The sequence below is a fragment of the Pseudomonas sp. 8209 genome (genome assembly GCF_028682105.1).
Lineage (GTDB): Bacteria > Pseudomonadota > Gammaproteobacteria > Pseudomonadales > Pseudomonadaceae > Aquipseudomonas > Aquipseudomonas palmensis.
On sequence record NZ_JANIAH010000001.1, the window covers coordinates 384,967 to 410,767 of the forward strand.

Here is a 25,801-nt window from a genome sequence, read left to right on the forward strand (position 1 = left end):
GAGTTTCAAATGCCCTGCCGGCCAGCGTCAAGTCATGTATGATCGCGCGCTTCTCGAAATCTGCCAGGAGGCGACCATGCGCCAGAACAGCGTGGGCAGCGGCCATATGATGGTCTTGCTGATGGCTGGCTTCCTGTTGATTCTGGGTGCCCTGGCGATGGCCCTGCTGAACCTGCAAGACCTGCAGGCGGGCAGCGTGACCAGTATGGTCAGCAATCGTATCCGGCCAGTCCACCACGTGACCCATACGCTGCGTGACAACCCCGACGCGTTTCATGCCGCGATCCTGTTCAAGATGGTGTTCAGTGGCCTGATGCTGCTGGTTGGCGTCGCGTTGGCATGGGTATCGATACGCCAGCTCAGGCGAACCCCCACCAAGCCCAACGGTGACCCGTGGTGGTTCATCTAGGCGTCTGCAGTAACTCAAGGCTGGCAAGATCAAGAAGGCTGAAGTGTCCGCTTGCCCAGCCGCCGGTATCGAGGTGCCAGACATTGCCCAGCACCTTCACCTCGCGCAGCGTGGTGTGCCCGACGATCAGCGCACGCAAGCCCTGAACCTCGCCAGTGTCGCCCTGCTGCAAGCGTCGTCGCGACCATTGGCACACCTCCTGAACATCGGCTGAAGGTTCGCCTGCCAGGTGCTCGCACAGTGTCTGCCAATGCGCGAACGGGCAGTCGGCGTGCAGCAGGCCGACCAGGCCTTCAGGGGTTTGCAGCTCCAGCGCCAGGGGCATCTGTTCGAAGGCGGCCACAAAGCGGGCCTGGGCCTGCGCATCCAGGTCGAGAAACCAGCCGCCACCACTGGCGCGGTACATCGCCTGGTCCAGCCAGTGGCCCCGCACGTGGGCAATGGCCAACGCTTCATGATTGCCTTGCACCGCGTGAAACCAGGGTTGATCGAGCCATGCCAGCGCCTGTTCGCTGTCGGGCCCACGGTCGACCAGGTCGCCCACGCTGAAAAGCCGATCGATGGCTGGATCGAACCCGACGGCATCCAGTGCCTGCTGCAGGCGCTGGAAGTGCCCATGGACATCGCCCACCGCGATATCGCGACCACGACGGTTGGCCCGTACCTGCACCCTGGCGCTCATGCTGTGCCTCCCCTCTTCTGTTGCCGATGGTGTCGCCTGCTAGAATGCACCCATTTGAACGCAATCAGCCCATCCGAGGTATCCATGGGTATCAAGAAGTCCTCCGCAGAACTCAAACGTGACCTGAAGCTGGTCGCCACCGACCTTGAGCGTACCGCCGGTGAAATCAGCAAGCTGGCCGAGCGCATCAAGGACGTCGACGTGGTGGCGGTGCTGCACCTGATGAACCGCCTGTACCGGGACTCGGACAAGCTCAAGGCCTATGCCGACGAGGTCAAGGACGGGCGCATCGTGCGCGGCAAACCCGATTGAGGCTGGGGGGGCCAACTGCCGGCGCACTGCTACACTTAATTCGCCGAAGGGAGGAATGCGCCATGTCCGACAAAGAGATCACCACCCTGCTGACCCTGATCAACCACCGTCAGGACCGCCTGGCCGTGGCCTGCAAGGAGATCGCCGACTGGATCGACCGCCAGGGCGATGTACCGGTGGCGGGCAAGATCCGCGACACCCTCAAGGCCGTCGAAGCCGACGAGGTGCTGGTGAAGAAGACCCTGACCTCCCTCACCCTGGACCGACCGCTGCCGCGTTTTCGCTAGCCGCTGACAGGCAGGCGCATCGCCCGTTCCGATGGAATTGTTGTCGCAATATCAATATGATAGCGGCCTGTCGCACGCCGTTCGTGCGACAGTGGACAATGACTCGGGAAGGATTACTCGTGAAAGATTTTGTTATCAGCGTCAACAACGTGGTGCTGTACGTGGCACTGGCCGTCATCTGGATTTCCGGCCTGTTCATGTTCAGCCAGAGCTTCCTGGCTGGCCTGGGCACATTGATTGTCGGTACGCTGACCTGGTGCATCGTTTCCGGCTTCTGGTTCGTCCAGTCGGCCACCTACGAAGAACTGCGCAAGCTCAACAACAAGCCCTGACGCCCCGGCGTAGCGCTTGACCCACTGCCCCGCGGCGTTGCCCGGGGCAGTTCTGTTTCAGGGCCCTGCTGCCCGCCCCCATCCCGCAACCTGCTGTAACGCAACCGGTCGCCCCCTCGCGACATCCGGTGGAATCCCTGCCGCCCTGGCCTGTCGGAAGCTGTGCAACGCCCTTCATACCCATGAACACTGCGAGGCAGGCAATGACCAATCAAACACTGCAAAACGAAGTACTCACCCGGCTGTACCACGCCCACCCGAACGGGTTGGGCAAGGAAGTGCTGGACAACTTCGAAGGCGAAAAGGCGGTGGCCGAGACGCTCAAGCAACTGCAGGACAAGGGGTTGATCCAGGACGGTGCGGTCACCGTTGGGGCCGACGATGAACCGTCAGTGCGTTACCCGGTCAAGCTCAGTGCGGCGGGTGTGACCGCGGCCAAGGCAGCCGGCGGCTGATTGCACGGCTGATTGCAAAAAGGCCCGGCATTGCGCCGGGCCCTTGTTTGCGGCTACTCGCCAAGAAGCGGTGGCTTGCGTGGTTCTGGCCCGCCCTTGGGCGCCTTGGCCGGGCCTACCGGATCGACCTGCGGGTCATCTAGGTCTGGCGAATCGGGATCAAAGTCCAGCGTGTCCCGTTCAGAGGCGTGCTCGGATGAATGCGGTCCTTCTGGTTTGTGCTGATTACCGGTCATCAATACCTCCACGTCGTCGAATGGGGCCAGGCATCCGGGTGTCTGCCAGCGATCCCCCCAGCCCCCTGGCAGACGCCCCTGCGCTCAATCATTGGGCAGCGGCATGTCTTCGTCATCGGGCACGCCATCACCGCTGGCCGGGTCTTTCCAGTCCTCGGGACGATCTGGCGTGAACACCGGTGGGCGTGCCAGCGGATCGACGTCTTCGGGAGCCGTCGTCGGTTGGGTGGGGTCTTGGGGTTGGGCAGTCACTTGGTCAGTCATGGAACACCTCGCCAGCAAAGGCCCGGAACATCCGGGCCCTGTCAGTTGGAGGTCAGGCCGGGGCCAGGGTGCAGCAGACGCGACGAATGGTGAAGCCGGCAGGGCTACGGGTCTTCGGGCTGGTCATCGTCATCGTCGAGCAGACCCCAGGCATCATCGTCCTCGTCATCCTCATCCATACCGCCCGCCTCTGGCTCGGGGGCAATGTATTGATCGTGAAATTCGTGGTCGAGCAGGTGGTCGTGCTCGGGTTCGTGGATATCGTCGTCATCGTGCATGGAACGGGCTCGCCGGCGGTTCTGGTAAGCGCGTATTTAACCAGAATTTGAAGGGGCGCCGCGCGCCCCTTCACAGCTGAGCCCGCTCCTGCAGAACGGCGCAGGAGACGGGCTGCAACGGCTACTTGGTAGCCCAGGCGTTGAACCGCTCCTCCAGTTCGTCACCATGATCGACCCAGAACTCGACATTCATCGACAGCGCCCCTTGAAGGTTCTGCGGCGAGGTCGGCACCCAGCTGGCCAGCGACGGGTCCAGCTTTGCCGCGGCCTGGGTGTTGGTCGGGCCGTAGGGAATCTGCTGCACATAGCGCACCTGCGCTGCCGGGTCGTTGGTGTAGGCGATCAGCCGCTTGGCCTGGTCGACATGTTTGGAGCCCTTGATGATGGCCCAGTAGTCCATGCCGTACAGGCTGCCGGGCCATACCACCGCCAACGGCGCACCGGCCTGCGCGGCGCTGGCGATGCGCCCGCTGTAGGTGGAGGTCATCACCACGTCACCCGCCGTCAGCCACTGCGCCGGCTGCGCGCCTGCCTCCCACCACTGGATGTTGGGCTTGAGCTCGCTCAGCTTGGCAAAGGCGCGGTCCACGCCCTCGGGGGTGGCCAGTACCTTGTAGACGTCCTCGACCTTGACGCCGTCGGCCAGCAGTGCGAACTCCAGGTTGTACACCGCACGCTTCCTCAGGCCGCGCTTGCCCGGGTATTTGTTCACGTCCCAGAAGTCGGCCCAGGAGGTGGGCGCCTGGGCCAGTTTGTCGCGGTCATAGGCGATCGCCACGCTCCACACCAGCGCCGCCGAGCCGCACGCCTGGGCAGCGTCCGGGATCAGCTCGTCGGCATGCCCCAGCTGCTTCCAGTCGAGGGGTTCGTACATGCCTTCGTCGCACCCGCGCATCAAGTCAGGCCCTTCGATCTGCACCACATCCCAGTCCACATTGCCAGTGTCGACCATGACCTTGATGCGGGCCATTTCACCGTTGTACTCGCTCTGGATCAGCTTGCTCTTGTCCTGGGCACTGAACGGCTGGAAGAACGCCACGTCCTGGGCCTTCTGCCCGGCACCGCCATAACCCACCACGACCATCTGCGGAGCTGCCTGGGCACTGCCCAGGCCCAGGGCAAGCAGCACTGCATACAGGCCTGGTTTACGCGGGAACGCTTTCATCGATGGATCCTCCTGCGGGTACCACTCGGCCTGGCGCCGGCGTGGTCCACTTTCTTGTTTTTGTGAGGTAAGCCCCTGCACTGGGGTGACTCGACGCTAATCAAACCCAAGTAAAAAAACAAGTTGATTTTTTACTGTCGGTACACTTTCATAGAAAAATAATAACAACACCCCCGCTGGAGCCTGACCACCATGTCGACCGCCTTCGCGCACCTGTTCACCCCGTTGCAGATCCGTGGCAAGCGCCTCAAGAACCGCATCATGTCCAGCGGCCACGACACCTCGATGCCCACCGACAACCTGGTCAACGAACAGCTGATTGCCTATCACCAAGCCCGGGCCGAAGGTGGTGTGGGGCTGATCGTGCTGCAGGTGGCCGGCGTACACGACAGCGCCCGCTACACCTCCCACGTGCTGATGGCCACCGATGACGCCTGCATCGAGGGGTATCGCCGGCTGGCCGAGACCTGCCATGCCCACGGCACCGTGGTGCTGTCGCAGATCTTTCACCCGGGCCGCGAGATCATGGAGTCCAGCGACGGCTTGCTGGCGGTGGCCTACTCGGCCTCGGCGGTGCCCAACGAACGGTTCCGGGTGATGCCGCGCGAGCTTGACCAAGGCATGATCGACGAGATCGTGGCCGGCTATGCCGCGGCGGCGCGGCGCCTGCATCAGGCGGGCGTGGACGGCGTGGAGGTGGTGGCCAGCCACGGGTACCTGCCCGCCCAGTTCATCAACCCACGGGTCAACCGGCGTAGCGACGACTACAACGGCGACCTTGAACATCGTTTGCGCTTTGTGCGCGAGGTCATCGCCGCGGTGCGTGCCAGCACCGACGAACACTTCATCATCGGCCTGCGCATCAGCGCCGATGAACGCGACGCCGAGGGCCTGAGCGAAGATGAATCGCTCGGCGCGGTGAAGGCCCTGCAAGGGCAACTGGACTATGTGCATATTGTGGCCGGCACCTCGGCGTCCCTGGGCGGCGCGGTGCATATCGTGCCGCCGATGGCCATCGAGGCCGCCTATCTGGCCCGCGAGGCGGGCACCTTCAAGGCCAGCCTGGACATTCCGCTGTTCGTTACCGGGCGCATCAACCAGCCCCAGGAGGCCGAGCTGATACTTGCCCGCGGCCAGGCCGACGTGTGTGGCATGACCCGCGCGCTGATCTGCGACCCGCAGATGCCGAACAAGACCGACAGCGGCCGGGCCGAAGACGTGCGTGCCTGCATCGCCTGCAACCAGGCCTGTATCGGGCACTTCCACAAGGGCCTGCCGATTTCGTGCATCCAGCATCCGGAGACCGGGCGCGAGCGGCAGTTCGGCCAACTGCAGCCTGCCACACTGCGCAAGAAGGTGATGGTGGTGGGCGGCGGCCCGGCCGGCATGAAGGCTGCCGCGGTAGCGGCGGCCCGTGGTCATCAGGTCACCCTGTATGAGGCGGCCGCCCAACTGGGTGGCCAGGTGCTGCTGGCGCAACTGCTGCCACGGCGCAGCGAATTCGGCGGTGCCAGCACCAACCTGCAACGCGAGATGCAGTTGGCCGGCGTGGAGGTGGTGCGCAATACCCGGGTCGACCGCGCGCTGGTCGCGCGCGAGCAGCCGGATGCCGTGATCGTCGCCACCGGTGCCGCGCCCTACTGGCCGGCGTTCGAGCGCGGCGGCGAGTTGCAGGTGGTCGACGCCTGGCAGGTGCTGCGCGAGCAGGTACAGGTCGGTCGCTCGGTGATGGTGATGGACTGGCGCTGCGACTGGATCGGGCCGGGCATCGCCGAACGCCTGACCCGCGCCGGGCATCAGGTGCAACTGGCGGTCAACGGTACCCACTGTGGCGAGAGCCTGCCGCTGTATGTGCGTGACCAGATGGCCGGCGAGCTGCACAAGCTGGGCATCCCGATCACGCCCTATGCGCGGCTGTATGGCTGCGACGACAGCAGCGTCTACCTGCAGCACACCGCCAGCGGCGAGGCGATGATCTTCGAGGGCATCGACACCCTGGTGCTGTGCCACGGCCATCACCCGGTCGACACCCTGGCCGGCGAGATCCAGGACCTGGCCGCAGTACACCGCATTGGCGATTGCCTGGCGGCACGTACCGCCGAGGAAGCCATCTATGAGGGTCTTAAAGTCGCCGCGAGCCTGTGAGGCTGTTTATACTCCGGGCCTTTGCAGGGCTGATCGGATAACGCCATGAGCAACAACAGCAAGCTGCCGCCCACCGCCGAGGACGGCAGCGCCGCGCCGCACTTTCTGGGCACGCGCATTCGCGGGCTTCGCAAGCGTCGCGGCATGACCCTGACCGAGCTTGCGCAACAGAGCGAGCTGACCGCCGGCTATATCAGCCAGCTGGAACGCAACCTGTCGTACCCCTCGATACCGGCACTGTTCAATATCGCCCGCAGCCTGGGCGTGACCATCCAGTGGTTCTTCGCCAGCGAGGCGGTCACCGCCCCCGAGGACAGCGGCTACGTGGTGCGCCGGCAGAGCCGACTGAGCGTGCATTACGAAGACGGCATCGTCGACCAGTTGCTCACCCCGCAACCCAACCGCGAACTGGAGATGCTCCACTCGCGTTTTCCGCCGGGCACCTACAGCCAGCAGAGCTACAGCCATGAGGGCGAAGAAGCCGGGTACGTGCTGTCCGGCCGCTTCGAGCTGTGGGTGGGGGATCGCCATTTCGAACTCGGTGAAGGCGACAGCTTCAGCTTCTCCAGCCAGGAGCCGCACAAGTACGGCAACCCGGGTGAAGTGGATGCGGTGGTGATCTGGGTGATCACCCCGCCCACCTTCTGAGCCCTGCGCCCCAAGCCTCGGCTGACTGGGGCGCACGTTCGCTCAAGCTAGTTGTTGGGGGGTTGCCGAGGCGCCGGCTCCGCAGGGGGCGTGTCGGGCTTTTGCATCTGCAGGGAAGACTTGCTGCGATCGGTATCCTTGTCGACATGCTCGGGCTCGTTGAAGCACCCTTGCAGCATCGACAGGCTGGCGACCAGCAACGCCAACGCGGTCAGTTTCATGACGCTAACCTCCAGGCACTGCCGGCATTGGCAACGCCCCTCAGTGGAAGATAAAGGCATTGGCTTCCTTCACCAGCTCGCGCCACTCGCGACTGCTGATGATGCCCGCCACCTCGAGTGCATCGGCGGCCATCAACGCCTTGTCGTAACGCTGCTCGGCGTCCAGTGACGCATGCTCGTGGACCAACGCCTGTCGCCAGTTCTGCAACGCCTGCCTTTTGTCCGTGTCGTTCATCGTCACCTCTCCTCTACGACTGGAACGGTGCGTACTGCATTGCCAATGGCCAGCGCCTGCGCACTGGCCAGCGGGCATTGACTCAGGGCTGGGCTGCATCACCGCCGTGTGCGCTGGCAAGTGCCCTGGCCTTGGTCAGATGCTCTTTCAGCGTGGGCAGGGTTTTCTCGGCGAACGCCTTGAGCTCGGCATCGGTGCCGTCCTTCACATAGTTCTCGAACAGCTCGATGGTGGCCTCGTGCGCCTTGACCTGGTTGTTGGCATAGGCCTGGTCGAACGACTTGGCGCTACGCAGCTCCAGAATCATCGCCTTGGCCTTGTCCATCAGCATGGCATCATCCGAGACTTCCAGCTTTTTGCTGGCAGCGATGGCCTTGAGCTTCTCGTTGGCTGCGGTATGGTCCTTGACCATCATGTCGGCAAAGGCTTTCACGTCGCTGGCACTGCCCTTCTCCTGGGCCAGCTTGCCGGCTTCCACTTCGGCGATGCCTTTGGCCGAGGCGTCTTCCACGAAATCGTCGGCGTCCTGGGCCGCGTGTACCGCGCCTGCCAGGGTAAACGCCAGCGCAAAAGCGCTGCTTCGCAACAGGGTATTCATCATGAAATCCTCGTTCTGTTTTTCGGGAACTGCGTTTGAGGTACCGCTGTTCATGTGAGCGCGTGGCGGCGTGGGTGGTTCATCTTTTTTGCCTGGCCTGTTGGCGGTCGTCGATACACGGGCAAAAAAATTGAATTAGCCCGACACCCGCCCGGTCCAGACCTATGAACGCAGTAAATCTGACGAGGTAACAGCAATGACTATCGAAGCAGAGACACTCGTACAACTGACCGACGCCCTGCGCAAACGCGGCCTGACCCGCGTCTCGGACATCACCTTCATGCGCGCGCCCTACCGGCACAATCATCGCTGGACCTGCATGGTGAAATAGCAATCATTCAGACCAATCCCGTAATTTTCACAAGCCTTTCACATTCGAAGGCTTATGGTTGACCCAGCTCCTAGTAGAAACCTTTAAGCCCGCTCCCCCCCATCGCGGGCTTTTCTTTGTCTGGGATTTGGGTTGTCACAGGCAGGCTGATGACCGAGCCGCCTTTTGTTCAACGCACACAAAAGCGCTCGACCTCATGATTGCCGAGGCGAGCGCTGTTGCGTCCTGAGTGTAAATGTCAGGGATCAAGTCGCTGGTGCAATTCAAATCCCCTCGAATTTGAACGGTGCGGACTCTTCGAAGCGCGCGGACACTTCGCCGGCATACACGTTTGCCTGGTTCGGGCCCAGGTCCAGCTTTTTCACCTTGCCGGTTTTCTGGCTGAGGTCCAGCTTCTTCAGGTCAACCCAGAACGTATTGGGCGTGACTGCGGACTCGAAAAAATACTGCTTGTGTTTATGGTCCGCCACGGTCCGCCAGCGCGTGGATGAGATATTGGGCTGATCTGGCGTTGTAATGCCGTACGGCACCGAGACGTTGCGAATCACACTGAACACACTGGCCAGTGACAGCCGCGCATCCTCATGCTTGGGCACGGCATTTACGTAGAAGGACGCACGCGCAAAGCGATCAGGCGAGCGGTTGGTGCCAGGCAACATCTGTGTTCCGTCAATGCCTTGCCAATAAGCATACATTTCCAACTGCTCGTCGAACTTCGGCGAGTTCGTCATCACTTGATATTTTCTGTCGTGGTGAATGACTTGCTTGCCATCGATATATTCAACGATTGCGCTATCACCCGACGCATCGGACATTGAAAGGTGGAGCGTTGCCAGGCGGGTTTCCTTCGGAACCTTGGATGTCACCACATGAAACGGTTCGGCCTTGAGCGCCTCGACCGCTTCAGCCACGGTCTTGAAGTTATCCAATACGTACTGAGCCCATGCCGAGATACTGAGCCCTGGCTTGCCCTGTTCGAGTGCTGGATATTCTGATTCCACCAGCCACAGCAGGTTTGCAGACAACCCGGCTTCGTTGATGCCGTCGGTGGTGGAAATATCGTAGCCGGACGCAATGACACTGCCGTACTTCGACGTCCAGGTAACCGAATTGGGGCCTGCCTCACCGTGGCGCTTCATGCCCTGGGGGAACACCCACAGGTTGGTTTCCACATCCTTCGCCCAGTCCATTGAGCGTGCCGTTATGATCTGTTGGTTGTCTCCAAGAAAAACCAGCCGCGTGCAGGCGTGCACCACGGGTATCGATGAACAGAAACCGACCAGGGCCAGTGCAATTCCTTTTGCTGCGGGTGAAAGTTTCATTCCTTTGATTTCCTTGACCAAACTGATTATCAACACGCGCGAGCCCAGGCCTTCAAGCGAACGTGCAAGCACCTGGCTCGGTAATGACAAATAGTGTTTGATCGTCAATGACGACAAACATCAGCCAATAAAGCACGGACATATCAGAAATCAAGATTTGAGGGGACAAACAGCGTTCGCTTACAAGTACCGCAGCCTTGGCTTACCCCACTTGGGTCGATTCGGTGTTTTTCCATTTTGTGGTTGCACGGGGCGCGGATGCGCCGGCCGAGCTGGTCCAGGTCGGTCATACCCGTCAGATCGGCGAAGGCTTCGTCGATATAAAGGAAAGATGTCAACCCATGGAGATCAGTTTGAATGAACAGTTGGCGGGGTTTAGAGCAAGTTTCCGGCGTCCATAGACCACACGCATTTTCACAGAAATGGTTCACGTGGTGTCCATGGTAAATACGCGAATTGTGGCGACGAACAGATAGCGGATTTTAGCAAGGGCAGCCTTTCCAAACCGGCACGACAGAGCGTGCCGGTAGTTCTCATCGCTACAGTCTTATTTTTTAATGGAAACGATTGCGGCTTTGCCATCCTTTACCCTAAAGGAAAACGATACATGGTCTCCGACCTTCAGACCTGCCAGCTGATCCTCCGTCACTGAAAAGGCCATAGTCATTGGGGGCCATTGCACCGCTGGCACAGCTCCGTGGGAGATGGTCACCGTATGCTTCGAAGTATCCATAGCCTTGATGGTTCCCTCAGCGTCAGCAACTGGAGCCTGTTTTGTTTCCTGCTCCATCTTCATGCCCTCCATACCATCCATTTTCATACCCGGCATGTCCTGCGAGTAGGCAGAAAGTGAAAACATAAACGCGGTACTGGCAGCTGCGATCAGGGTCAGTTTCATACGAATTTTCCTTGTGGTTTGATCGGTTCAACGATGAGGTGCCGGCGACGCATCAGGCGATAGGCTGCCGGAATGACAAACAGGGAAAGCAAGGGGGCCGTGACCATGCCGCCGACCATGGGCGCGGCAATGCGGCTCATCACTTCGCTACCAGTGCCACTGCCCAACAGGATCGGCAGCAAACCGGCAATAATGACCGCCACGGTCATGGCCTTGGGTCGAACGCGCTGCACAGCGCCTTCACGAATCGCTGCCACCAGCCCGCGCTCAGTGCTGTCGCCGAGGTCTTCCCGTTCGGCCCAGGCATTCTTCAGGTAGAGCAGCATGATCACACCAAACTCGGCGGACACACCGGCCAAGGCGATAAAGCCGACCCCGGTGGCGACCGATAGGTTGAATCCCAGCAGATAGAGGAACCATGCTCCGCCCGTAAGTGCGAATGGCAGCGTGGCCATGATCAGCAGAGCCTCATCGAAGCGGGCGAACGTCAGATAGAGCAGCACGAAGATGATCAGCAGCGTGGCAGGCACCACCAGCTTGAGTCGTGCGTTGGCCCTTTCGAGAAATTCAAACTGTCCTGAATAGCTCAGGCTCATTCCGGGCTGCAACTTGACCTGCTCACTGACGATTCGGCGCAGATCGGCGACCACCGAGGCAATGTCTCGACCACGCACATCGATGTATACCCAACCCGAAGGTCGTGCGTTTTCGCTCTTGAGCATCGGTGGGCCATCCGTGACCTTGACCTTCGCCACTATGCCGAGGGTGATCTGGCTCCCTAGCGGGGTATAGATCGGCAATTGCTCCAAGGCGCCGACCGAATCACGCCACTCCCGTGGGTAGCGCACGCTGATCGGAAAACGGGCGAGCCCTTCAATGGTCTCCCCGACGTTTTCACCACCGATAGCACCGGCCACGATGGACTGCACATCGGCAATATTCAGCCCGTAGCGCGCGGCGGCTTTGCGGTCGATATCCACGTCGATGTAACGGCCACCGGTCAGGCGCTCAGCCAGAGCTGAACTGACACCAGGCACACCCTTGGCAACGCGCTCTACCGCCTGAGTAGCGGCGTCGATCTCCGTCAGGTTGGTGCCGGCAACTTTCACCCCGATGGGACTCTTGATCCCAGTGGCCAGCATGTCGATACGGTTGCGAATCGGTGGTATCCAGATATTCGTCAGTCCAGGGACTCGCACCACTCGATCCAGTTCTTCCACCAGTTTTTCCTGGGTCATGCCTGCACGCCATAGCTCGTGCGGTTTGAATTGAATGGTGGTTTCGAACATCTCTAGCGGCGCGGGGTCGGTGGCAGTTTCCGCGCGTCCCGCTTTACCGAAGACATGTTCGACTTCGGGCACGGTTTTGATCAGGCGGTCGGTCTGTTGCAGCAATTGCGCTGCTTTCTGTGCCGACAAGCCCGGCAAAGCCGAAGGCATATAGAGCAGATCACCCTCGTCCAGCGGCGGAAGAAACTCACCACCCAAGCGCGACATTGGCCATAGCGCACTGACAAAAATCAGTAGCGCCAACAGCAATGTGATCTTAGGTCGACGCAAGACCATATCCAAAGCCGGCTGATAGATTCGGATCAGCCAACGGTTTAACGGGTTCTGCTGCTCATTGGGTATTCGCCCTCGAATCCAGTAGCCCATCAGCACGGGCACCAGAGTCACAGACAATCCCGCCGCTGCGGCCATGGCGTAGGTCTTGGTGAACGCCAATGGGCCAAACAGCCGTCCTTCCTGAGCCTCAAGGGTGAATACCGGAATGAACGACAAGGTGATGATCAATAGGCAGAAGAAAAGTGCCGGGCCTACCTCTGCCGCTGCTTCAGTCATCACATGCCAATGACGCTCCCCCGTTAGCTCCTCATCCGGATTGGCTGCGTGCCAGGCCTCGATTTTCTTGTGGGCGTTTTCTATCATCACTACGGCAGCATCGACCATGGCACCAATGGCGATGGCTATTCCGCCCAAGGACATGATGTTGGCGTTGATACCCTGGTAACGCATAACGATGAAGGCAATCAATACACCAACCGGTAACGAGATAATCGCCACCAGGGATGAGCGCAGGTGCCAGAGGAAGATCCCGCACACCAAGGCGACGACGATGAACTCCTCGATCAGCTTGTGACTGAGATTATCGACAGCGCGGTCGATCAGCTTGCTGCGGTCGTAGGTGGTGACGATTTCCACACCAGCCGGCAGACTGCTTTTCAGTTCATCGAGCTTGGTCTTGACCGCTGCAATGGTTTCGCGAGCATTCTTGCCGCTACGCAAAATCACCACACCACCGACGGTCTCACCTTCGCCGTCGAGTTCGGAGATGCCCCTGCGCATTTCCGGCCCTAACTGAATCGTGGCGACATCACCCAGGGTAACCGGCACACCGCCTGAACCCAACTTAAGCGGGATCGCTCGAAAGTCATTAAGTGTCTTTAAATAGCCCGACGCCCGCACGATGAACTCGGTCTCTGCCATCTCCAACACGGCACCACCGGTTTCCTGGTTAGCTTTGCCGATAGCCTCGCTCACCTCGACTTGCGTGATGCCGAGGCTGGCCAGTTTGAGCGGATCGAGCTGCACCTGGTACTGCTTTACCATGCCTCCCACGGTAGCCACTTCCGCAACGTTGGGCAAAGTCTTGAGTTCGAACTTGAGGAACCAGTCCTGAAGAGCGCGAAGCTGTGCCAGGTCGTGTCCGCCACTGCGATCTACCAGTGCATATTGATAGATCCACCCCACCCCTGTCGCATCCGGCCCCAACGCCGGCTTGGCACTGGCAGGCAATCGACTTTGTATTTGGCTCAGGTATTCCAGCACCCGCGAACGGGCCCAATACAAGTCAGTGCCGTCTTCGAACAACACGTAAACGAAGCTATCACCAAAGAAGGAGTAACCACGTACCGTCTTGGCACCCGGCACCGAGAGCATGGTGGTGGCTAACGGATAGGTGACCTGGTTCTCGACAATCTGCGGCGCCTGGCCTGCGTAAGGTGTACGGATGATTACCTGTACATCAGAGAGATCGGGCAGCGCGTCTATAGGGGTGCTCTGCACCGACCAAATGCCCCAAGCCGTAACGAACAGTGTCGCCAGTAGCACTAGGATACGGTTGGCCACTGACCAACGAATCAGGGCCGCGATCATGGCTGGCTCCCCGATTTATCCAAGCGATCCACACGCAAACCATCATCGGTTTGAGTAACTCCGATACGAACCTTGTCACCCGTTTCAAGTCCCTGCATCAGTGCCGGTTTGGCAAGCGGGAAAGTCATCGTCATACCAGGCATGCCCAACGTCTTGAAAGGGCCATGGGCAAGAGTGACCTCTTTGTCGTTGATCTCAACAATCTGCCCATCCGCTTCATGTAAGCTGGAGCCTGCTGCACCTGGTGGTGACTCGTCCTCCGCCCCTATGACAACGCCCTTAAGGCTGGCCTCCGAGTCGAGCAGGAATTGGCCAGACGTAACCACCTTCTGACCTTCTTCCAAGCCCTTCAGGATCGCCGTTCTACCATCGCTTTCCTGCCCAAGTTGGATCTCCACAGGACGGTAGCGACCCGCGCCTGCGGCGAGCATCACCAGAGCACGTCGACCAGTGCGAATGACGGCCTCGCTTGGCACCCACAGGACACTCTGCTCGGTCGAGCGGTTCAGACGTACCTCCGCCGACAGACCTGGTCTCAGGTGACCGTCAGGATTGGGCAGCTCCACCCGCACACGAATTGTGCGACTGTCCGAGTTGGTCTCGGGCAAAATCGCGCTGACCTTGCCATTGAGTGTTGTTCCCGGAAAGGCAGGCAGGCGCGCTTCGACGGTCTGTCCTACGGTGAGAGTTCCGGCTTCCGATTCTGGAATGGCCACGGCCAGCCAGATACTGCTCAAGCCGTTCACACGTGCCAGAGTATCGCCAATCGCCACGGTCATGCCTGCACGAACATTCAATTCTTGCAGCACACCACCTATAGGGCTGGTGAGCGTCAAGTAAGGCTGAACCTTGCCACTACGCCCGACCTGAGTGATCAGTGCCGCTGGCATTCCCGTGAGCAGTAATCGTTGGCGGGCCGCAGCCAGTAGCTCAGCATCCCCGCTGCGTTTCAGGGCAAGGAACTCCGTCTGGGCGGCTGCCCACTCTGGCACTAGGATATCCGCCAATGCCGCGTTGGCCTTGAGCACGTCACCGGGAGCATGGGCGTAGACCCGCTCCACAAAACCACTGGTGCGAGCCTGAATCACCGCGACATCACGCTCGTTGAACGCCAGGATGCCTGTCACATTGAGGCTGGAATCCAGGACACCACGGGTGACGGTCGCAAAACGCAGCCCGAGATTTTGAGTCAAGCTCGGATCAATACTCACAGTTGCCCGATCCCCTGCACCGCTGGCGTACTGGGGAACCAACTGCATGTCCATGAAGGGGGATTTACCCGGCTTGTCGAATTTTTGTTGCGGGTACATGGGATCGTACCAATACAGGGCTTTCCGCTCGTTTGGAGAATTGAGGCTCTGCTCTGGAACGGTACTTGGCACTTCGCTCATGCGCAGATGAGCGAACCAGTACCCACCGGCTACACCCAATGCCAACGAGATGCCTATCACCAATGACCCACTCCATTTTTTTAGGCTCATTGGCTGGTCTCCCCATAAGCGAAATACAGGCGCGCACTGGTCAGCGCTCGTTGCTCCTCCACGTCGATCTGTTTGAGGCGCGCTTCGACGAGTTCACGTCGGGCGGCAACCACGGCGCTCAAATCGCCTTTGCCCGACCGATAACTCGCCATACTGAGTTCGACCTTTTCCTTGGCCAGAGGCAACAGGCTTTCCTGATTTCGACGTACCGCACGATTCAGGCGCTCATAGTCGGCCAGTTCGCTCTCCAATTGCTGAGTGTGCTCGCGTGACAGGGCTTCGCGCTCGGCCTCGAGCTGGCTGAGTTCAGCCTGCTTGGCAGCGATTTTGGGGGTTTGGCGCGAGTCAGGAAACAGAGGTAAATCCCAAGAAAATTGCACGCTGACCATATCGCCGAACTCACGGCCACGATGCTGGTAATCCACTTCCCAGCTCCAGTCCGACTGCTTCTCTGATACGGCTTCCCGAACCTTGGCCTGCGCTTCGCGGGTCATCGGTGCAAACGCAGCCAACTCGGGATGGTGTTGCAGCCTATGGGAGTAGCCTGAGGTGTCGACCGGCCATTCAGGAAAACTACCCACAGGCTTGTCGTTAGCGGCAGAACCAATCCAGCGTTTGAGAGCCGCTTGTGCTTGCGCTCTTTGGAGAGTCAGATCGTCCTGTTGTTCTGCCAGTTTGGCTGCTTCTTGTTTGGGTGTCACCGCGTCAGCAGGTTGAGCGCGGCCACCGGCAATCTGAGCCCGTACAGTATCGGCTAGCAGGAGATTTTCTTTGTAGAAGTCCTGAAACAGTGCATCTTTGCGCTCAACCGAGTAACTACTGATCCAGGCCAATGCCGTGGACTGGCGTACCTTCAGACGTTCGACTCGACGCTCCGCAGAGGCGCGATCAATAGCTGCATCGGCGACCTCAATCCGCGCTTTGCGCTTGTCGCTGTTGGGCATCTCCTGTCTGACCCCGACCATTTGCATGGTCATGAAGTCTTGGTCGATGCTCCAGCGATCCGGGCCCCCAATGGGATAGTTCTGCACGCCCATCAGCAGCTTGGGATCAGGTAATTCACCGGCTGGAATAGCTGCACTGCTGGCAGCTTGAATTTTGGCATCTTGTGCGGTCAGCGACGGCGCATTGTTTTCGGCCAGACGCAGAGCTTCATCGAGCGTCAATGGCGCAGCGAAGCTCGGCAATGCCAGCACGCTTGCCGCCAAGCCGGCCATAAGAGACCAGCCTGTGCAATTGCACTTGGAGTTCATGTTTACGATTCCTGTGATCATCCACTGCACGCGAAAAAATGGAACGCGCGCAGCTAGTCCATCCCGCTAATGCGGAATGAGGCTTAATGTTGGAAAGGAATCAAACGCGTGGCGGTCGCCATACCCCGGACGGGGTCTGTACAGGCAGAGAATCGCTGATGAGGGAAAGCACTACGGGGCTGAACACGGTCACAGGAGGCTTGAAGATTGAGACTTGCAACATACCGCCCGACTTGCACTCCTGGCCCGGCTTGCAAGGTTTGCCGTGTTCGACAGGGCTTTTCATGTCGTTGCAACAATCCATGCCCATGTCGTCCATCATAGCCATACCCATGGTCTTCATCGGGCAAGGTTCTGTCGGTGCCTGAACCCCCGCCATCCCACTGAGGGGAAGCGCCAGGCTGATCAAGAAGATGAGACAAAACCGCAGGTAGCGTTTCATGGTCTGGAGTGTATTCGCTGAAAATGGCTCTTACAATTGGGCACTGATCATCAAAAAAATGTCGTCAACCTCCAAAGCAGGCAATCAAGCCTTTTAAAAATTAAGCCAGTATTACGCGAAAAAAATTAACAATTTGGCCGAGACAGGCATTGCGAGGCAGTTCCGTAAGGGCTCTCTTGGAATCACGCCCCCCTATTGTCTGGGGTAGATGCCTGGAACAAGAGTTTTCGCTTCAGGCAGGGCCTCCCTATTCAAGGCTCGCTCGATAGTCCGCGTTGAGTATTTTCACTGAGGCACCTATGTGTATGCCTGTGCCTGCAGCTTGACCCCACCGCACACGTCAAGCCCGCTGGCGATATCCGGTAATGAGCAGCACTACACCAGGCACCAGAAAGCCGACCGCGGTGTAGCCAAAAGCAGCTTGCCCAGAGGCGCCGACTGCGGCGAACGCAGCGCCGATCGCAATCAGTGGCGCCGCAGCGTAGTAGAACGGTTTGGCTTTATTGGCCATATCTAACCTCCTGTTTGACATACTTTTTTATAACACATCAGTCCGCCGAAAGGCGCGGGCCTGGAGAGCTGTTGCCGTGGCAAACGAAGAACTGGCCGGGCCGCTGCGGCGGCGTGCAAGGACGACGGCAGTAGCGGCCCGCAGACAAGCATGCGGGCAAAAAGGAAGAAACCCGGGGATGAGCACGCTGGGGAGCAACAGGCCGTGGTACCGGGTTTGCGCAAAATGGCATCGAAATCAGCCACTCCCACCAGTCCTTTTGTGTTCCAGCCGGGTAAAGGCGGGATGTAGATCAGGCAGGCAGGTGTTACAATCAGGCACTTCAAGCTCGCGCTCAAGGCGCTGGGCATCCGTGAACGTCGGCAGTACGACACGCGCCACACCTACGCAACCATGTGCCTAATGGCTGGGATGAACCCTGCGTTCATCGCGAACCAACTCGGCCACAGCGTCGAGATGTTGCTCTCTACCTACGCAAAATGGATCAGCTCCTCCTCGGATTGGAAGGAGCTGGAGAAGCTGCCGTCCCGTATCTGACGGGCCCGAAATCGGCCCCAAAAGGTCGGCGGCACCTAAACACACCTCTGGACACCCCGCAGGATAAGCACTTGATTTCTACCGCTAACATCACCATGCAGTTTGGCGCCAAGCCCTTGTTCGAGAACGTCTCGGTCAAGTTCAACAATGGCAACCGCTACGGCCTGATCGGCGCCAACGGCTGTGGCAAGTCGACCTTCATGAAAATCCTCGGCGGCGACCTGGAGCCGTCGGCCGGCCAGGTGATGCTCGAGCCGAACGTGCGCCTGGGCAAGCTGCGCCAGGACCAGTTCGCCTACGAAGAATTCACCGTGATCGATACCGTGATCATGGGCCACGAGGAACTGTGGCGGGTCAAGGCCGAGCGCGATCGTATCTACTCGCTGCCGGAAATGACCGAAGACGACGGCATGGCCGTCGCCGAGCTGGAAACCGAATTCGCCGAGATGGACGGCTACACCGCCGAATCCCGCGCCGGTGAACTGCTGCTGGGCCTGGGTATTCCCCTCGAACAGCATTTCGGCCCCATGACCGAAGTCGCCCCAGGCTGGAAACTGCGTGTGCTGCTGGCCCAGGCACTGTTCTCCGACCCTGAAGTGCTGCTGCTCGACGAGCCGACCAACCACCTGGACATCAACACCATCCGCTGGCTGGAAAGCATCCTCACGGCGCGTAACAGCACCATGATCATCATTTCCCACGACCGTCACTTCCTCAACAGCGTGTGCACCCACATGGCTGACCTGGACTACGGCGAGCTGCGTCTGTTCCCGGGCAACTACGACGAGTACATGACCGCCGCCACCCAGTCGCGCGAGCAACTGCTGTCGGACAACGCCAAGAAGAAGGCCCAGATCGCCGAGCTGCAGACCTTCGTCAGCCGCTTCTCGGCCAACGCATCCAAGGCCAAGCAGGCCACCTCGCGCGCCAAGCAGATCGACAAGATCCAGCTGGCCGAGGTCAAGCCATCGAGCCGCGTCAGCCCGTTCATCCGCTTCGAGCAGACCAAGAAACTGCACCGCCAGGCCGTGACCATCGAGAAGATGTCCAAGGGCTTCGACGGCAAGACCCTGTTCAAGAACTTCAGCTTCACCGTCGAAGCCGGCGAGCGCGTGGCGATCATCGGCCCCAACGGTATCGGCAAGACCACCCTGCTGCGCACCCTGGTCGGCGAGCTGACCCCGGATGCCGGCGAGGTGAAATGGACCGAAAGCGCCGAAGTGGGCTACTACGCCCAGGACCACGCCCACGATTTCGAAGAGGACCTGAGCCTGTTCGACTGGATGGGCCAGTGGACGCAGGGCGAGCAGATCATCCGCGGCACTCTGGGGCGCATGCTGTTCTCCAACGACGAGATCCTCAAGTCGGTGAAGGTGATCTCCGGTGGCGAGCAAGGCCGCATGCTGTTCGGCAAGCTGATTCTGCAAAAGCCCAACGTACTGGTGATGGACGAACCGACCAACCACCTGGACATGGAATCGATCGAGGCGCTCAACCTGGCGCTGGAAAACTACCCGGGCACGCTGCTGTTCGTCAGCCACGATCGCGAGTTCGTGTCCTCGCTGGCCACCCGCATCATCGAGCTGAGCCCCAGCGGCGTGATCGACTTCAGCGGTACCTATGACGACTACCTGCGCAGCCAGGGTGTGTTGATCTAAACGTCGTACACAAGCTTCGCCGGCAAGGCCGGCTCCTGCAGGGTGCGTGGTTTTCGCGACCCGGGTGGGGGCCGGCCTTGCTGGCCACAGCTTGTTCGTTAGCCTGCTTTCTTTTCCTGCCCGCTCCCGCCATCATGGTCGCCTCCAACCGCTTGCCTGCGAACGAGCCCCATGTCTGCCCCGCCCCCTTCTGCTGCACTTAGTAACGAGTCGGTTACCCGACAGATACTGTCGATCGTCTTCTACACCTTCATCGCCTTCCTCTGCATCGGCCTGCCGATCGCGGTGCTGCCCAGCCACGTGCATGACACCCTGGGGTTCAGCGCGGTCATCGCCGGCATCACCATCGGCCTGCAATACCTGTCCACCCTGCTCAGCCGCCCCATGGCCGGACGCCTGGCCGACAGCCTGGGGACCAAGCGCGCGATCATCTACGGGCTGCTGGGCATCGCGCTGAGCGGCGTGCTGACCTGGGCATCGGCACTGGCCGTGCACCTGCCAGTGATGAGCCTGGCGGTGCTGCTGGCTGCACGGGTGGCCCTGGGCATCGCGCAGGGCCTGATTGGCGTGGGCACCCTGAGCTGGGGCATCGGCCAGGTGGGCGCCGAACACACCGCGCGGGTGATTTCCTGGAACGGTATCGCCTCCTATGGCGCCATCGCCATCGGTGCACCGCTGGGGGTGATCGTGGCCAGCGAACTGAACTTCGCCACCCTGGGCCTGAGCCTGACCGCGCTGGCGGCAGCGGCGCTACTGGTGATACGCAACAAGCCCTCGGTGCCGGTGGTGCGTGGCGTGCGCCTGCCGTTCTGGGCCGCCTTCGCGCGGGTGGCACCGTGCGGCGTGGGCCTTACCCTGGCCTCCATCGGCTATGGCACGCTGACCACCTTCGTCACGCTCTTCTATATAGAACGCGGCTGGAGCGGCGCCGCCCTGTGCCTGAGCGCCTTCGGCGTGTGCTTCATCCTGTCGCGGCTGATGTTCGTGAACGCGGTCAACCAGTGGGGCGGCTACCGCGTGGCAATTGCCTGCATGGGCGTCGAGGCCCTGGGGCTGGCATTGTTGTGGCTGGCGCCGTCACCGCTGCTGGCGTTGGTCGGCGCGGGGCTGAGCGGCTTCGGCCTGTCACTGGTGTACCCGGCACTGGGGGTCGAGGCGATCAAGCAGGTGCCCAGTTCCAGCCGCGGCGCCGGGCTGGGGGCCTACGCGGTGTTCTTCGACCTGGCCCTGGCGATTGCCGGCCCGGTGATGGGCGCCATCGCTGCGCACCTGGGCTACGCCTCGATCTTCTGTGTGGCGGCGCTGCTGTCACTGGCCGGCGTGGGCCTGACCCTGGTGCTGTTGCGCCGCGCCACGGCTCAGTGATCGACCGCACTCAGGCCGACACGCTCGGCGCCCCCCAGGGTGCGGGTGAAGAAGCGCGTGGCTTCGGCCTGCAACGACAGGTGTATGCCGGCGCGGTCCACCCCTTCGGCATCGGTGCACAGCGTGGCCATGTGCTGCAGCTGGGATGCGTCGCACGGGGCCATGAACACGAAGTGCCCGGCACCCGCCAGCAGTCGGTAGTTGGGGGTGATCGGCAGTTTGCGCGCCAGTGCCTGGGCATTCTTGTCGATGGCCAGCAACTGGTCGCGGTCGCCGCTGTAGATCAGCGCGGGCACCTTCACATCGGCCAGCGCGTGGCGTCCGAACATCAGGCTCAACGGCGCCATCAGCAGCAATGAACGCACCCTGGGGTCGGCGTGGGGCAGCAGGTCGTCACGGTCTGCCACCAGCACCCCGTGAGCCTTGCAGGCATCGGCGTCCAGCGGGTTCTGCTGGCAGTAGCGGCGCAGGCGTTGCAGGTCTGGTCGGGCACCGGACAGGATCAACGCCGTCTCGCCACCGGCCGAGTAACCGATCATGCCTACCTGCCCGTCGCTGACGTAAGGTGCAAGCAACGGATCGGCAAGGGTCGCGGTCAAGGCGGCACTGATCTGCAGGGGCCGGCCATAGAGGTTGCTCAGGGTGCCAAGCCGGCTGTGATCGCGGGCGTTGTCTCCCGGGTGCACCACCGCCACCACCACGAAGCCCCGGCGTGCCAGGGCGCTGGCCAGGTCATGCAGCGCCAGTGGCGTGCCGGTATTGCCATGGGACAACATCAGCAACGGGAAGCGGCCCATTACCACCGCGCCTTCTTCGGCCACGTGGACCCGATAGCCGTCGACCTGATGCCACCGGGCGGCGTCGCTGGATGGGTAGAACGCCAGCGCCTGCATCGGCTGGCCGTCCACCGGGTCGGTCACAGCCATGCGATGCAAGCCGACTCTCCAGTGCTGCGCGGGCTCGGCCTGCACCAGCAGGCAGCAGCCCCACAGCACCAGCATCAAAAATGTTCGAACCCACCGCATCGTTGCTCACCCTGCCCGGCCCGCACCTGTGACCGGTACTGGCAAGCATAGAGCGGGCCAGGCCGGGCTGGATGAAAGGTGCATGAAAAAGCCGACTTGCGGGGTGACCGCAAGTCGGCTTTTCGACAGGGGCTCAGGCAGCCGCGAACAGCTCGCTGTCGATCTGCGCCTGGGCGGCCTGCATGGCATTGCTGCGGTGCTCGTCGCCGTAGGCCAGGCCATGGGCGCGAACGAACTCGACGTCGGTGACGCCGATAAAGCCCAGGAACACCTTGAGGAATTCCTCGTGGGCCACACCGGTCGGCTGGCCGACGTGCAGGCCGCCGGAGGTCGACACCACGATCACCTTCTTGTTGCCGCACAGGCCTTCAGGCCCGGCTTCGGTGTAGCGGAAGGTCTGGCCGGCGACGGCAATGCGGTCGATCCAGGCCTTGAGCTGGGTCGGAACGGTGAAGTTGTACATGGGCGCCGCGATCACCACCGCATCGGCCGCCAGAAACTCCTGGAGGGTTTCACTGCTGAGCCTGGCTTCATGTTGCTGCGCCGCATCGCGCAGTTCGTCAGGCGTGCCGGCGGCAACCAGGGTCGCGGCCGAGAAATGGCTGATGGCATCGGCGGCCAGGTCCCGGTAGACCACCTGCGCCGAAGGTTCTGCCGCTTGCCAGGCGGCGACCACGCGCTGGCTGAGCTGGCGAGAAGCGGAGTTGTCGCCGAGGATGCTGGAATCGATGTGCAACAGTTTCATGGGGCTCTCCTGAATTAGGATCGGCTGGCGATCACGATGGGGAGGATGCTACCGGGATAGCCAATAGCTGATAAGATCGCAAATTCGCACTTCTTCGTCCCACTGGCAGGACAATGCCCATGACCGGCATGCAAGACCTCAACGATCTGTTCTATTTCGCCCGCGTGGTGGAGGCCGGCGGCTTCGCGGCGGCCGGGCGTCTGCTCGGTGTGCCCAAATCCAGGCTGTCGCGGCGCATTGCCGAACTGGAGGAGCGCCTGGGCACGCGTCTGCTGCAGCGCACCACCCGGCAACTCAAGCTCACCGCCGTGGGCGAGCGCTACCTGCGCCATTGCCAGGCCATGCTGCTGGAGGCCGAGATGGCCGACGAGGCGGTGGCCAGCATGACCAGCGAACCGCGCGGGCGCTTGCGGGTGTCGTGCCCGGTGGGCCTGGCCCATGAGTTCCTGCCCGGCGTGATCAGCGCATTTTTGCAGCAGTACCCGCAGGTACAGCTGGACATGGTGCTGCTCAACCGCCGCGTCGACCTGATCACCGAGGGCATCGACGTAGCCCTGCGTGTGCGCGACCTGGGCGACGAAGACCCGGCGCTGGTCACCCGTCGCCTGCGCCAGGCGCAGATGCTGCTGGTGGCCGCACCTGAGTTTGCCGCCCGGCACCCTGTCAGCTCCCCTGCCGACCTGGCCAGGGTGCCGGTACTGGGCGCGGTCGAGGCCGACCGCCTGGTGCACCTGCGCCTGCTCGACGAGCAGGGCCACAAGCAGGACCTGACCCTGGAAGCGCGCCTGGCCATCGACGACTTCGTGGTGCGCAAGGCCGCCACCCTGGCGGGCCTGGGCTTCACCACGCTGCCTATCATGCACTGCGAGGCCGAACTGCAGCGCGGCGAACTGGTACGCCTGCTGCCGGGCTGGTCACTGCCGGGCGGTTACCTGCAGGCGGTGTACCCGCACCGGCGCGGCGTGCTGCCGGCGGTCAGGGCGTGGATCGATCACCTGGTAGCCTCGTTCGAGGAATGCGGAGAGCGTTATGTCTGAGCGAAAAATGACCGAGGCACAGGTGGCGGCATTCTGCCTGGGCCTGCCCGGTGTGCAGGAAGATTACAAATGGGGTGGCGTGCGGGTGTTCTCGGTGGCCGGCAACAAGATGTTCGCGGTGATGGACCTGGCGGGTGCAGGCTTGTCGTTCAAGGTCGACACCGAGCTGTTCCTGGGCTACGTGGACCGCCCCGGGGTGCGACCGGCGCCGTACCTGGCGCGGGCACACTGGATCAGTGTGGCGCAGCCTTATGCGATGGGGCGTGGGGAACTGGAAGAGTTGCTGCGCCGCTCGCATCAACTGGTGGTGCGGCGATTGCCCAAGCGCGTACAGGTCGGGCTGCTGCTCTGAGGCCGATGGCTTTCGCCGGCAAGGCCGGCCCCTGAAGGCGCCGACCTTGCCGGCGAAAGCGCTCTAGAACCCGAACAATCGCCCGGCAAGAAACAGGTAGTCGGCCCAGAACACCTGATGCCCCAGCACGATCACCCAGAACACCAGCTGATAGGACAACTTGCGTGTCTTGTGCCGGAACACCTGCTGCGCCAGCAGCGCGCCTGGCCAGCCACCGACCAGTTCGCAGGCATGCAGCACCTTCTCGGGGGTACGCTGCCCCTGGCCGCGCGCCTGACGCTTGTCGTAGCCATACAGCCCGAAACAGCCAAGGCTCGCCAGCCCATAGGCCGCCAGCCACAACCAGTTGCCTGTGCCCACACCCAGCTTCAGTGCGCCCAGCACCGGCAGCAGGCACAGGGCCACGAATGCCAGCAACTTGAGGCGCAGGTGGCGCATGGGCGGGCGCGTTTCGATGCGGGCCATCTCAGCCGTGCGCCACGGCCCAGTCGACCCAGCCGAACTGCCAGGTCGCCAGGATCACCAGGCCAAATGCGATACGGTACCAGGCAAACACCGCGTAGCTGTGGCTGGCGATGAACTTGAGCAAGCCGCGCACCGCAATCATCGCGAAGATGAACGACACCACAAAGCCGATGGCGAACACCGGGAAGTCATCCGGCTGGAACAGGTCACGGTACTTGTAGCCCGAGAACACCGCCGCCCCGACCATGGTCGGCATCGCCAGAAAGAACGAGAACTCGGTGGCGGCCTTGCGCGACAGGCCGAACAACAGCCCGCCGATGATCGTCGAGCCCGACCGCGAAGTCCCTGGAATCATTGCCAGGCACTGCGCGCAGCCGATCTTCAGCGCATCGGTCCAGCGCATGTCATCGACCTCCTCGGCACGCACCACGTGCTGGCGGCGCTCGGCCCACAGCATGATCACCCCGCCCACCACCAGGGCCACCGCCACCGTGATCGGGTTGAACAGGTACTCATGGATCAGGTCGGCGAACAGCACGCCCAGCACCACGGCGGGCATGAAGGCGATCAGCAGGTTGAGGGTGAAGCGCTGGGCCCGGGCCTGGCGGGGCAGGCCCACCACCACGTCCAGGATCTTGCGGCGAAATTCCCACACCACCGCCAGGATCGCGCCCAGCTGGATGATGATGTTGAACGCCATCGCGCGTTCGCCGCCAAAGTCGATCAGGTCGGCGACCACGATCTGGTGACCGGTACTCGAAATGGGCAAAAATTCCGTCAGACCCTCGACGATGCCGAGAATCACAGCCTGCATGGCGGTCCAAAAATCCATCATTCCCCCGTAAGACATTGCCGCTGGCAGGTCTCATCATTCGTTATTTGATTGCCCGAAACCGGGCATATTACGGCGACACTCCGTCGCAAAACCGAAGGAAATGCTACCCCGGCCTTCAGAAC

The 25,801-nt window shown here is 61.4% G+C and carries 32 protein-coding genes and 1 pseudogene; 13 read left to right on the forward strand and 20 right to left on the reverse strand.

Annotation, left to right across the window (positions count from 1 at the left end; translation table 11 throughout):
- Window positions 1–76: 76 nt before the first annotated feature.
- Window positions 77–409: a hypothetical protein gene (locus NP552_RS01640; protein WP_229590080.1), complete on the forward strand. Its 333-nt coding sequence runs from the start codon at window positions 77–79 to the stop codon at window positions 407–409.
- On the opposite strand, the gene NP552_RS01645 is transcribed toward NP552_RS01640, so the two are convergent.
- Window positions 402–1,091 carry a metallophosphoesterase gene (locus NP552_RS01645; protein ID WP_058540159.1) on the reverse strand — a complete coding sequence of 230 codons (690 nt, stop codon included), beginning with the start codon at window positions 1,089–1,091 and terminating at the stop codon, window positions 402–404. The genes NP552_RS01640 and NP552_RS01645 overlap by 8 nt on opposite strands.
- Before the next feature lie 84 nt (window positions 1,092–1,175).
- On the opposite strand from NP552_RS01645, the gene NP552_RS01650 reads away from it, so the two are divergent.
- The 4 genes from NP552_RS01650 to NP552_RS01665 all read left to right on the forward strand — a co-directional run bounded on the left by NP552_RS01650 (window position 1,176) and on the right by NP552_RS01665 (window position 2,477).
- Complete coding sequence (locus tag NP552_RS01650) at window positions 1,176–1,403, forward strand: hypothetical protein (protein ID WP_043861486.1); 228 nt, start codon at window positions 1,176–1,178, stop codon at window positions 1,401–1,403.
- Window positions 1,404–1,465: 62 nt separating this feature from the next.
- Window positions 1,466–1,690 (forward strand): hypothetical protein, encoded by a 225-nt coding sequence (locus NP552_RS01655; protein ID WP_043861485.1) that lies wholly within the window; start codon window positions 1,466–1,468, stop codon window positions 1,688–1,690.
- 119 nt (window positions 1,691–1,809) lie between these two features.
- Entirely contained in the window at window positions 1,810–2,022 is a 213-nt protein-coding gene (locus tag NP552_RS01660) for a hypothetical protein (RefSeq protein WP_043861484.1), read from the forward strand.
- A gap of 203 nt (window positions 2,023–2,225) precedes the next feature.
- Entirely contained in the window at window positions 2,226–2,477 is a 252-nt protein-coding gene (locus tag NP552_RS01665; protein WP_274096332.1) for a hypothetical protein, read from the forward strand.
- 53 nt (window positions 2,478–2,530) lie between these two features.
- Here NP552_RS01665 and NP552_RS01670 read toward each other — a convergent pair whose 3' ends face one another.
- The 4 genes from NP552_RS01670 to NP552_RS01685 form a co-directional block, all read right to left on the reverse strand.
- On the reverse strand, window positions 2,531–2,713 hold the full coding sequence (locus NP552_RS01670; RefSeq protein WP_078480403.1) for a DUF6021 family protein: 183 nt from the start codon (window positions 2,711–2,713) through the stop codon (window positions 2,531–2,533).
- An 84-nt stretch (window positions 2,714–2,797) separates the two neighbouring features.
- Window positions 2,798–2,977: a hypothetical protein gene (locus NP552_RS01675; protein WP_229590079.1), complete on the reverse strand. Its 180-nt coding sequence runs from the start codon at window positions 2,975–2,977 to the stop codon at window positions 2,798–2,800.
- Window positions 2,978–3,081: 104 nt separating this feature from the next.
- Entirely contained in the window at window positions 3,082–3,255 is a 174-nt protein-coding gene (locus NP552_RS01680) for a hypothetical protein (RefSeq protein ID WP_167400190.1), read from the reverse strand.
- Window positions 3,256–3,376: 121 nt separating this feature from the next.
- Window positions 3,377–4,420 (reverse strand): ABC transporter substrate-binding protein, encoded by a 1,044-nt coding sequence (locus NP552_RS01685; RefSeq protein WP_054914548.1) that lies wholly within the window; start codon window positions 4,418–4,420, stop codon window positions 3,377–3,379.
- Between the two features lie 192 nt (window positions 4,421–4,612).
- Here NP552_RS01685 and NP552_RS01690 point away from each other — a divergent pair, with 192 nt between their 5' ends.
- Together NP552_RS01690 and NP552_RS01695 are read left to right on the forward strand one after the other, a co-directional pair.
- Window positions 4,613–6,565 (forward strand): oxidoreductase, encoded by a 1,953-nt coding sequence (locus NP552_RS01690; RefSeq protein ID WP_274096333.1) that lies wholly within the window; start codon window positions 4,613–4,615, stop codon window positions 6,563–6,565.
- Between the two features lie 45 nt (window positions 6,566–6,610).
- Window positions 6,611–7,213 (forward strand): helix-turn-helix domain-containing protein, encoded by a 603-nt coding sequence (locus NP552_RS01695; RefSeq protein ID WP_043861479.1) that lies wholly within the window; start codon window positions 6,611–6,613, stop codon window positions 7,211–7,213.
- A 47-nt stretch (window positions 7,214–7,260) separates the two neighbouring features.
- On the opposite strand, the gene NP552_RS01700 is transcribed toward NP552_RS01695, so the two are convergent.
- From NP552_RS01700 to NP552_RS01710, 3 genes are all read right to left on the reverse strand, one after another.
- Window positions 7,261–7,434 (reverse strand): hypothetical protein, encoded by a 174-nt coding sequence (locus tag NP552_RS01700; protein WP_167400191.1) that lies wholly within the window; start codon window positions 7,432–7,434, stop codon window positions 7,261–7,263.
- Window positions 7,435–7,474: 40 nt separating this feature from the next.
- Window positions 7,475–7,669: a hypothetical protein gene (locus NP552_RS01705; protein ID WP_054914550.1), complete on the reverse strand. Its 195-nt coding sequence runs from the start codon at window positions 7,667–7,669 to the stop codon at window positions 7,475–7,477.
- Window positions 7,670–7,751: 82 nt separating this feature from the next.
- Window positions 7,752–8,267 carry a DUF4142 domain-containing protein gene (locus NP552_RS01710; RefSeq protein WP_043861503.1) on the reverse strand — a complete coding sequence of 172 codons (516 nt, stop codon included), beginning with the start codon at window positions 8,265–8,267 and terminating at the stop codon, window positions 7,752–7,754.
- Between the two features lie 196 nt (window positions 8,268–8,463).
- Here NP552_RS01710 and NP552_RS01715 point away from each other — a divergent pair, with 196 nt between their 5' ends.
- Window positions 8,464–8,598: a hypothetical protein gene (locus tag NP552_RS01715; protein ID WP_274096334.1), complete on the forward strand. Its 135-nt coding sequence runs from the start codon at window positions 8,464–8,466 to the stop codon at window positions 8,596–8,598.
- Window positions 8,599–8,861: 263 nt separating this feature from the next.
- Here the strand turns inward: NP552_RS01715 and NP552_RS01720 are convergent, their stop codons facing one another.
- The 8 genes from NP552_RS01720 to NP552_RS01755 all read right to left on the reverse strand — a co-directional run bounded on the left by NP552_RS01720 (window position 8,862) and on the right by NP552_RS01755 (window position 17,660).
- Window positions 8,862–9,920 carry a linear amide C-N hydrolase gene (locus NP552_RS01720; RefSeq protein WP_043861477.1) on the reverse strand — a complete coding sequence of 353 codons (1,059 nt, stop codon included), beginning with the start codon at window positions 9,918–9,920 and terminating at the stop codon, window positions 8,862–8,864.
- Window positions 9,921–10,063: 143 nt separating this feature from the next.
- Window positions 10,064–10,351 carry a hypothetical protein gene (locus NP552_RS01725; RefSeq protein WP_274096335.1) on the reverse strand — a complete coding sequence of 96 codons (288 nt, stop codon included), beginning with the start codon at window positions 10,349–10,351 and terminating at the stop codon, window positions 10,064–10,066.
- 116 nt (window positions 10,352–10,467) lie between these two features.
- A complete protein-coding gene (locus NP552_RS01730) occupies window positions 10,468–10,818 on the reverse strand; it encodes a copper-binding protein (RefSeq protein ID WP_078480399.1) in 351 nt (116 codons plus the stop codon).
- Window positions 10,815–13,973: an efflux RND transporter permease subunit gene (locus NP552_RS01735; RefSeq protein ID WP_058540155.1), complete on the reverse strand. Its 3,159-nt coding sequence runs from the start codon at window positions 13,971–13,973 to the stop codon at window positions 10,815–10,817. The genes NP552_RS01730 and NP552_RS01735 overlap by 4 nt, the downstream gene beginning before the upstream one ends.
- Window positions 13,970–15,454: an efflux RND transporter periplasmic adaptor subunit gene (locus NP552_RS01740; protein ID WP_274096336.1), complete on the reverse strand. Its 1,485-nt coding sequence runs from the start codon at window positions 15,452–15,454 to the stop codon at window positions 13,970–13,972. The genes NP552_RS01735 and NP552_RS01740 overlap by 4 nt, the downstream gene beginning before the upstream one ends.
- A complete protein-coding gene (locus NP552_RS01745; RefSeq protein WP_043861473.1) occupies window positions 15,451–16,707 on the reverse strand; it encodes a TolC family protein in 1,257 nt (418 codons plus the stop codon). Before NP552_RS01745 ends, NP552_RS01740 begins: the two co-directional genes overlap by 4 nt.
- Window positions 16,708–16,807: 100 nt before the next feature.
- A complete protein-coding gene (locus NP552_RS01750) occupies window positions 16,808–17,149 on the reverse strand; it encodes a hypothetical protein (RefSeq protein WP_054914555.1) in 342 nt (113 codons plus the stop codon).
- 340 nt (window positions 17,150–17,489) lie between these two features.
- Window positions 17,490–17,660, reverse strand: a complete 171-nt coding sequence (locus tag NP552_RS01755; protein ID WP_167400192.1) for a hypothetical protein — start codon at window positions 17,658–17,660, stop codon at window positions 17,490–17,492.
- Window positions 17,661–17,885: 225 nt separating this feature from the next.
- Between NP552_RS01755 and NP552_RS25920 the strand changes: the two are divergent.
- The 3 genes and pseudogenes from NP552_RS25920 to NP552_RS01765 all read left to right on the forward strand — a co-directional run bounded on the left by NP552_RS25920 (window position 17,886) and on the right by NP552_RS01765 (window position 21,220).
- Window positions 17,886–18,197 (forward strand): annotated as a pseudogene (locus NP552_RS25920) (integrase).
- Between the two features lie 71 nt (window positions 18,198–18,268).
- Window positions 18,269–19,855, forward strand: coding sequence for an ABC-F family ATPase (locus NP552_RS01760; protein WP_043861471.1), 1,587 nt, complete (start codon window positions 18,269–18,271; stop codon window positions 19,853–19,855).
- A gap of 171 nt (window positions 19,856–20,026) precedes the next feature.
- Window positions 20,027–21,220 carry an MFS transporter gene (locus NP552_RS01765; protein ID WP_078480394.1) on the forward strand — a complete coding sequence of 398 codons (1,194 nt, stop codon included), beginning with the start codon at window positions 20,027–20,029 and terminating at the stop codon, window positions 21,218–21,220.
- On the opposite strand, the gene NP552_RS01770 is transcribed toward NP552_RS01765, so the two are convergent.
- Together NP552_RS01770 and NP552_RS01775 are read right to left on the reverse strand one after the other, a co-directional pair.
- Window positions 21,214–22,245, reverse strand: a complete 1,032-nt coding sequence (locus NP552_RS01770; RefSeq protein WP_078480393.1) for an alpha/beta hydrolase family protein — start codon at window positions 22,243–22,245, stop codon at window positions 21,214–21,216. The two genes, NP552_RS01765 and NP552_RS01770, sit on opposite strands and share 7 nt — an antisense overlap.
- Window positions 22,246–22,378: 133 nt before the next feature.
- Window positions 22,379–22,990, reverse strand: a complete 612-nt coding sequence (locus NP552_RS01775) for an FMN-dependent NADH-azoreductase (RefSeq protein WP_078480392.1) — start codon at window positions 22,988–22,990, stop codon at window positions 22,379–22,381.
- Window positions 22,991–23,118: 128 nt separating this feature from the next.
- On the opposite strand from NP552_RS01775, the gene NP552_RS01780 reads away from it, so the two are divergent.
- Together NP552_RS01780 and NP552_RS01785 are read left to right on the forward strand one after the other, a co-directional pair.
- A complete protein-coding gene (locus tag NP552_RS01780; RefSeq protein ID WP_043861502.1) occupies window positions 23,119–24,027 on the forward strand; it encodes a LysR substrate-binding domain-containing protein in 909 nt (302 codons plus the stop codon).
- Window positions 24,020–24,379, forward strand: coding sequence for an MmcQ/YjbR family DNA-binding protein (locus NP552_RS01785; RefSeq protein ID WP_043861467.1), 360 nt, complete (start codon window positions 24,020–24,022; stop codon window positions 24,377–24,379). The genes NP552_RS01780 and NP552_RS01785 overlap by 8 nt, the downstream gene beginning before the upstream one ends.
- A gap of 63 nt (window positions 24,380–24,442) precedes the next feature.
- Here NP552_RS01785 and NP552_RS01790 read toward each other — a convergent pair whose 3' ends face one another.
- Window positions 24,443–24,844: a DUF1294 domain-containing protein gene (locus tag NP552_RS01790; protein ID WP_236066268.1), complete on the reverse strand. Its 402-nt coding sequence runs from the start codon at window positions 24,842–24,844 to the stop codon at window positions 24,443–24,445.
- A gap of 1 nt (window position 24,845) precedes the next feature.
- Complete coding sequence (locus NP552_RS01795) at window positions 24,846–25,676, reverse strand: undecaprenyl-diphosphate phosphatase (RefSeq protein WP_054914658.1); 831 nt, start codon at window positions 25,674–25,676, stop codon at window positions 24,846–24,848.
- Window positions 25,677–25,801 lie beyond the last annotated feature (125 nt).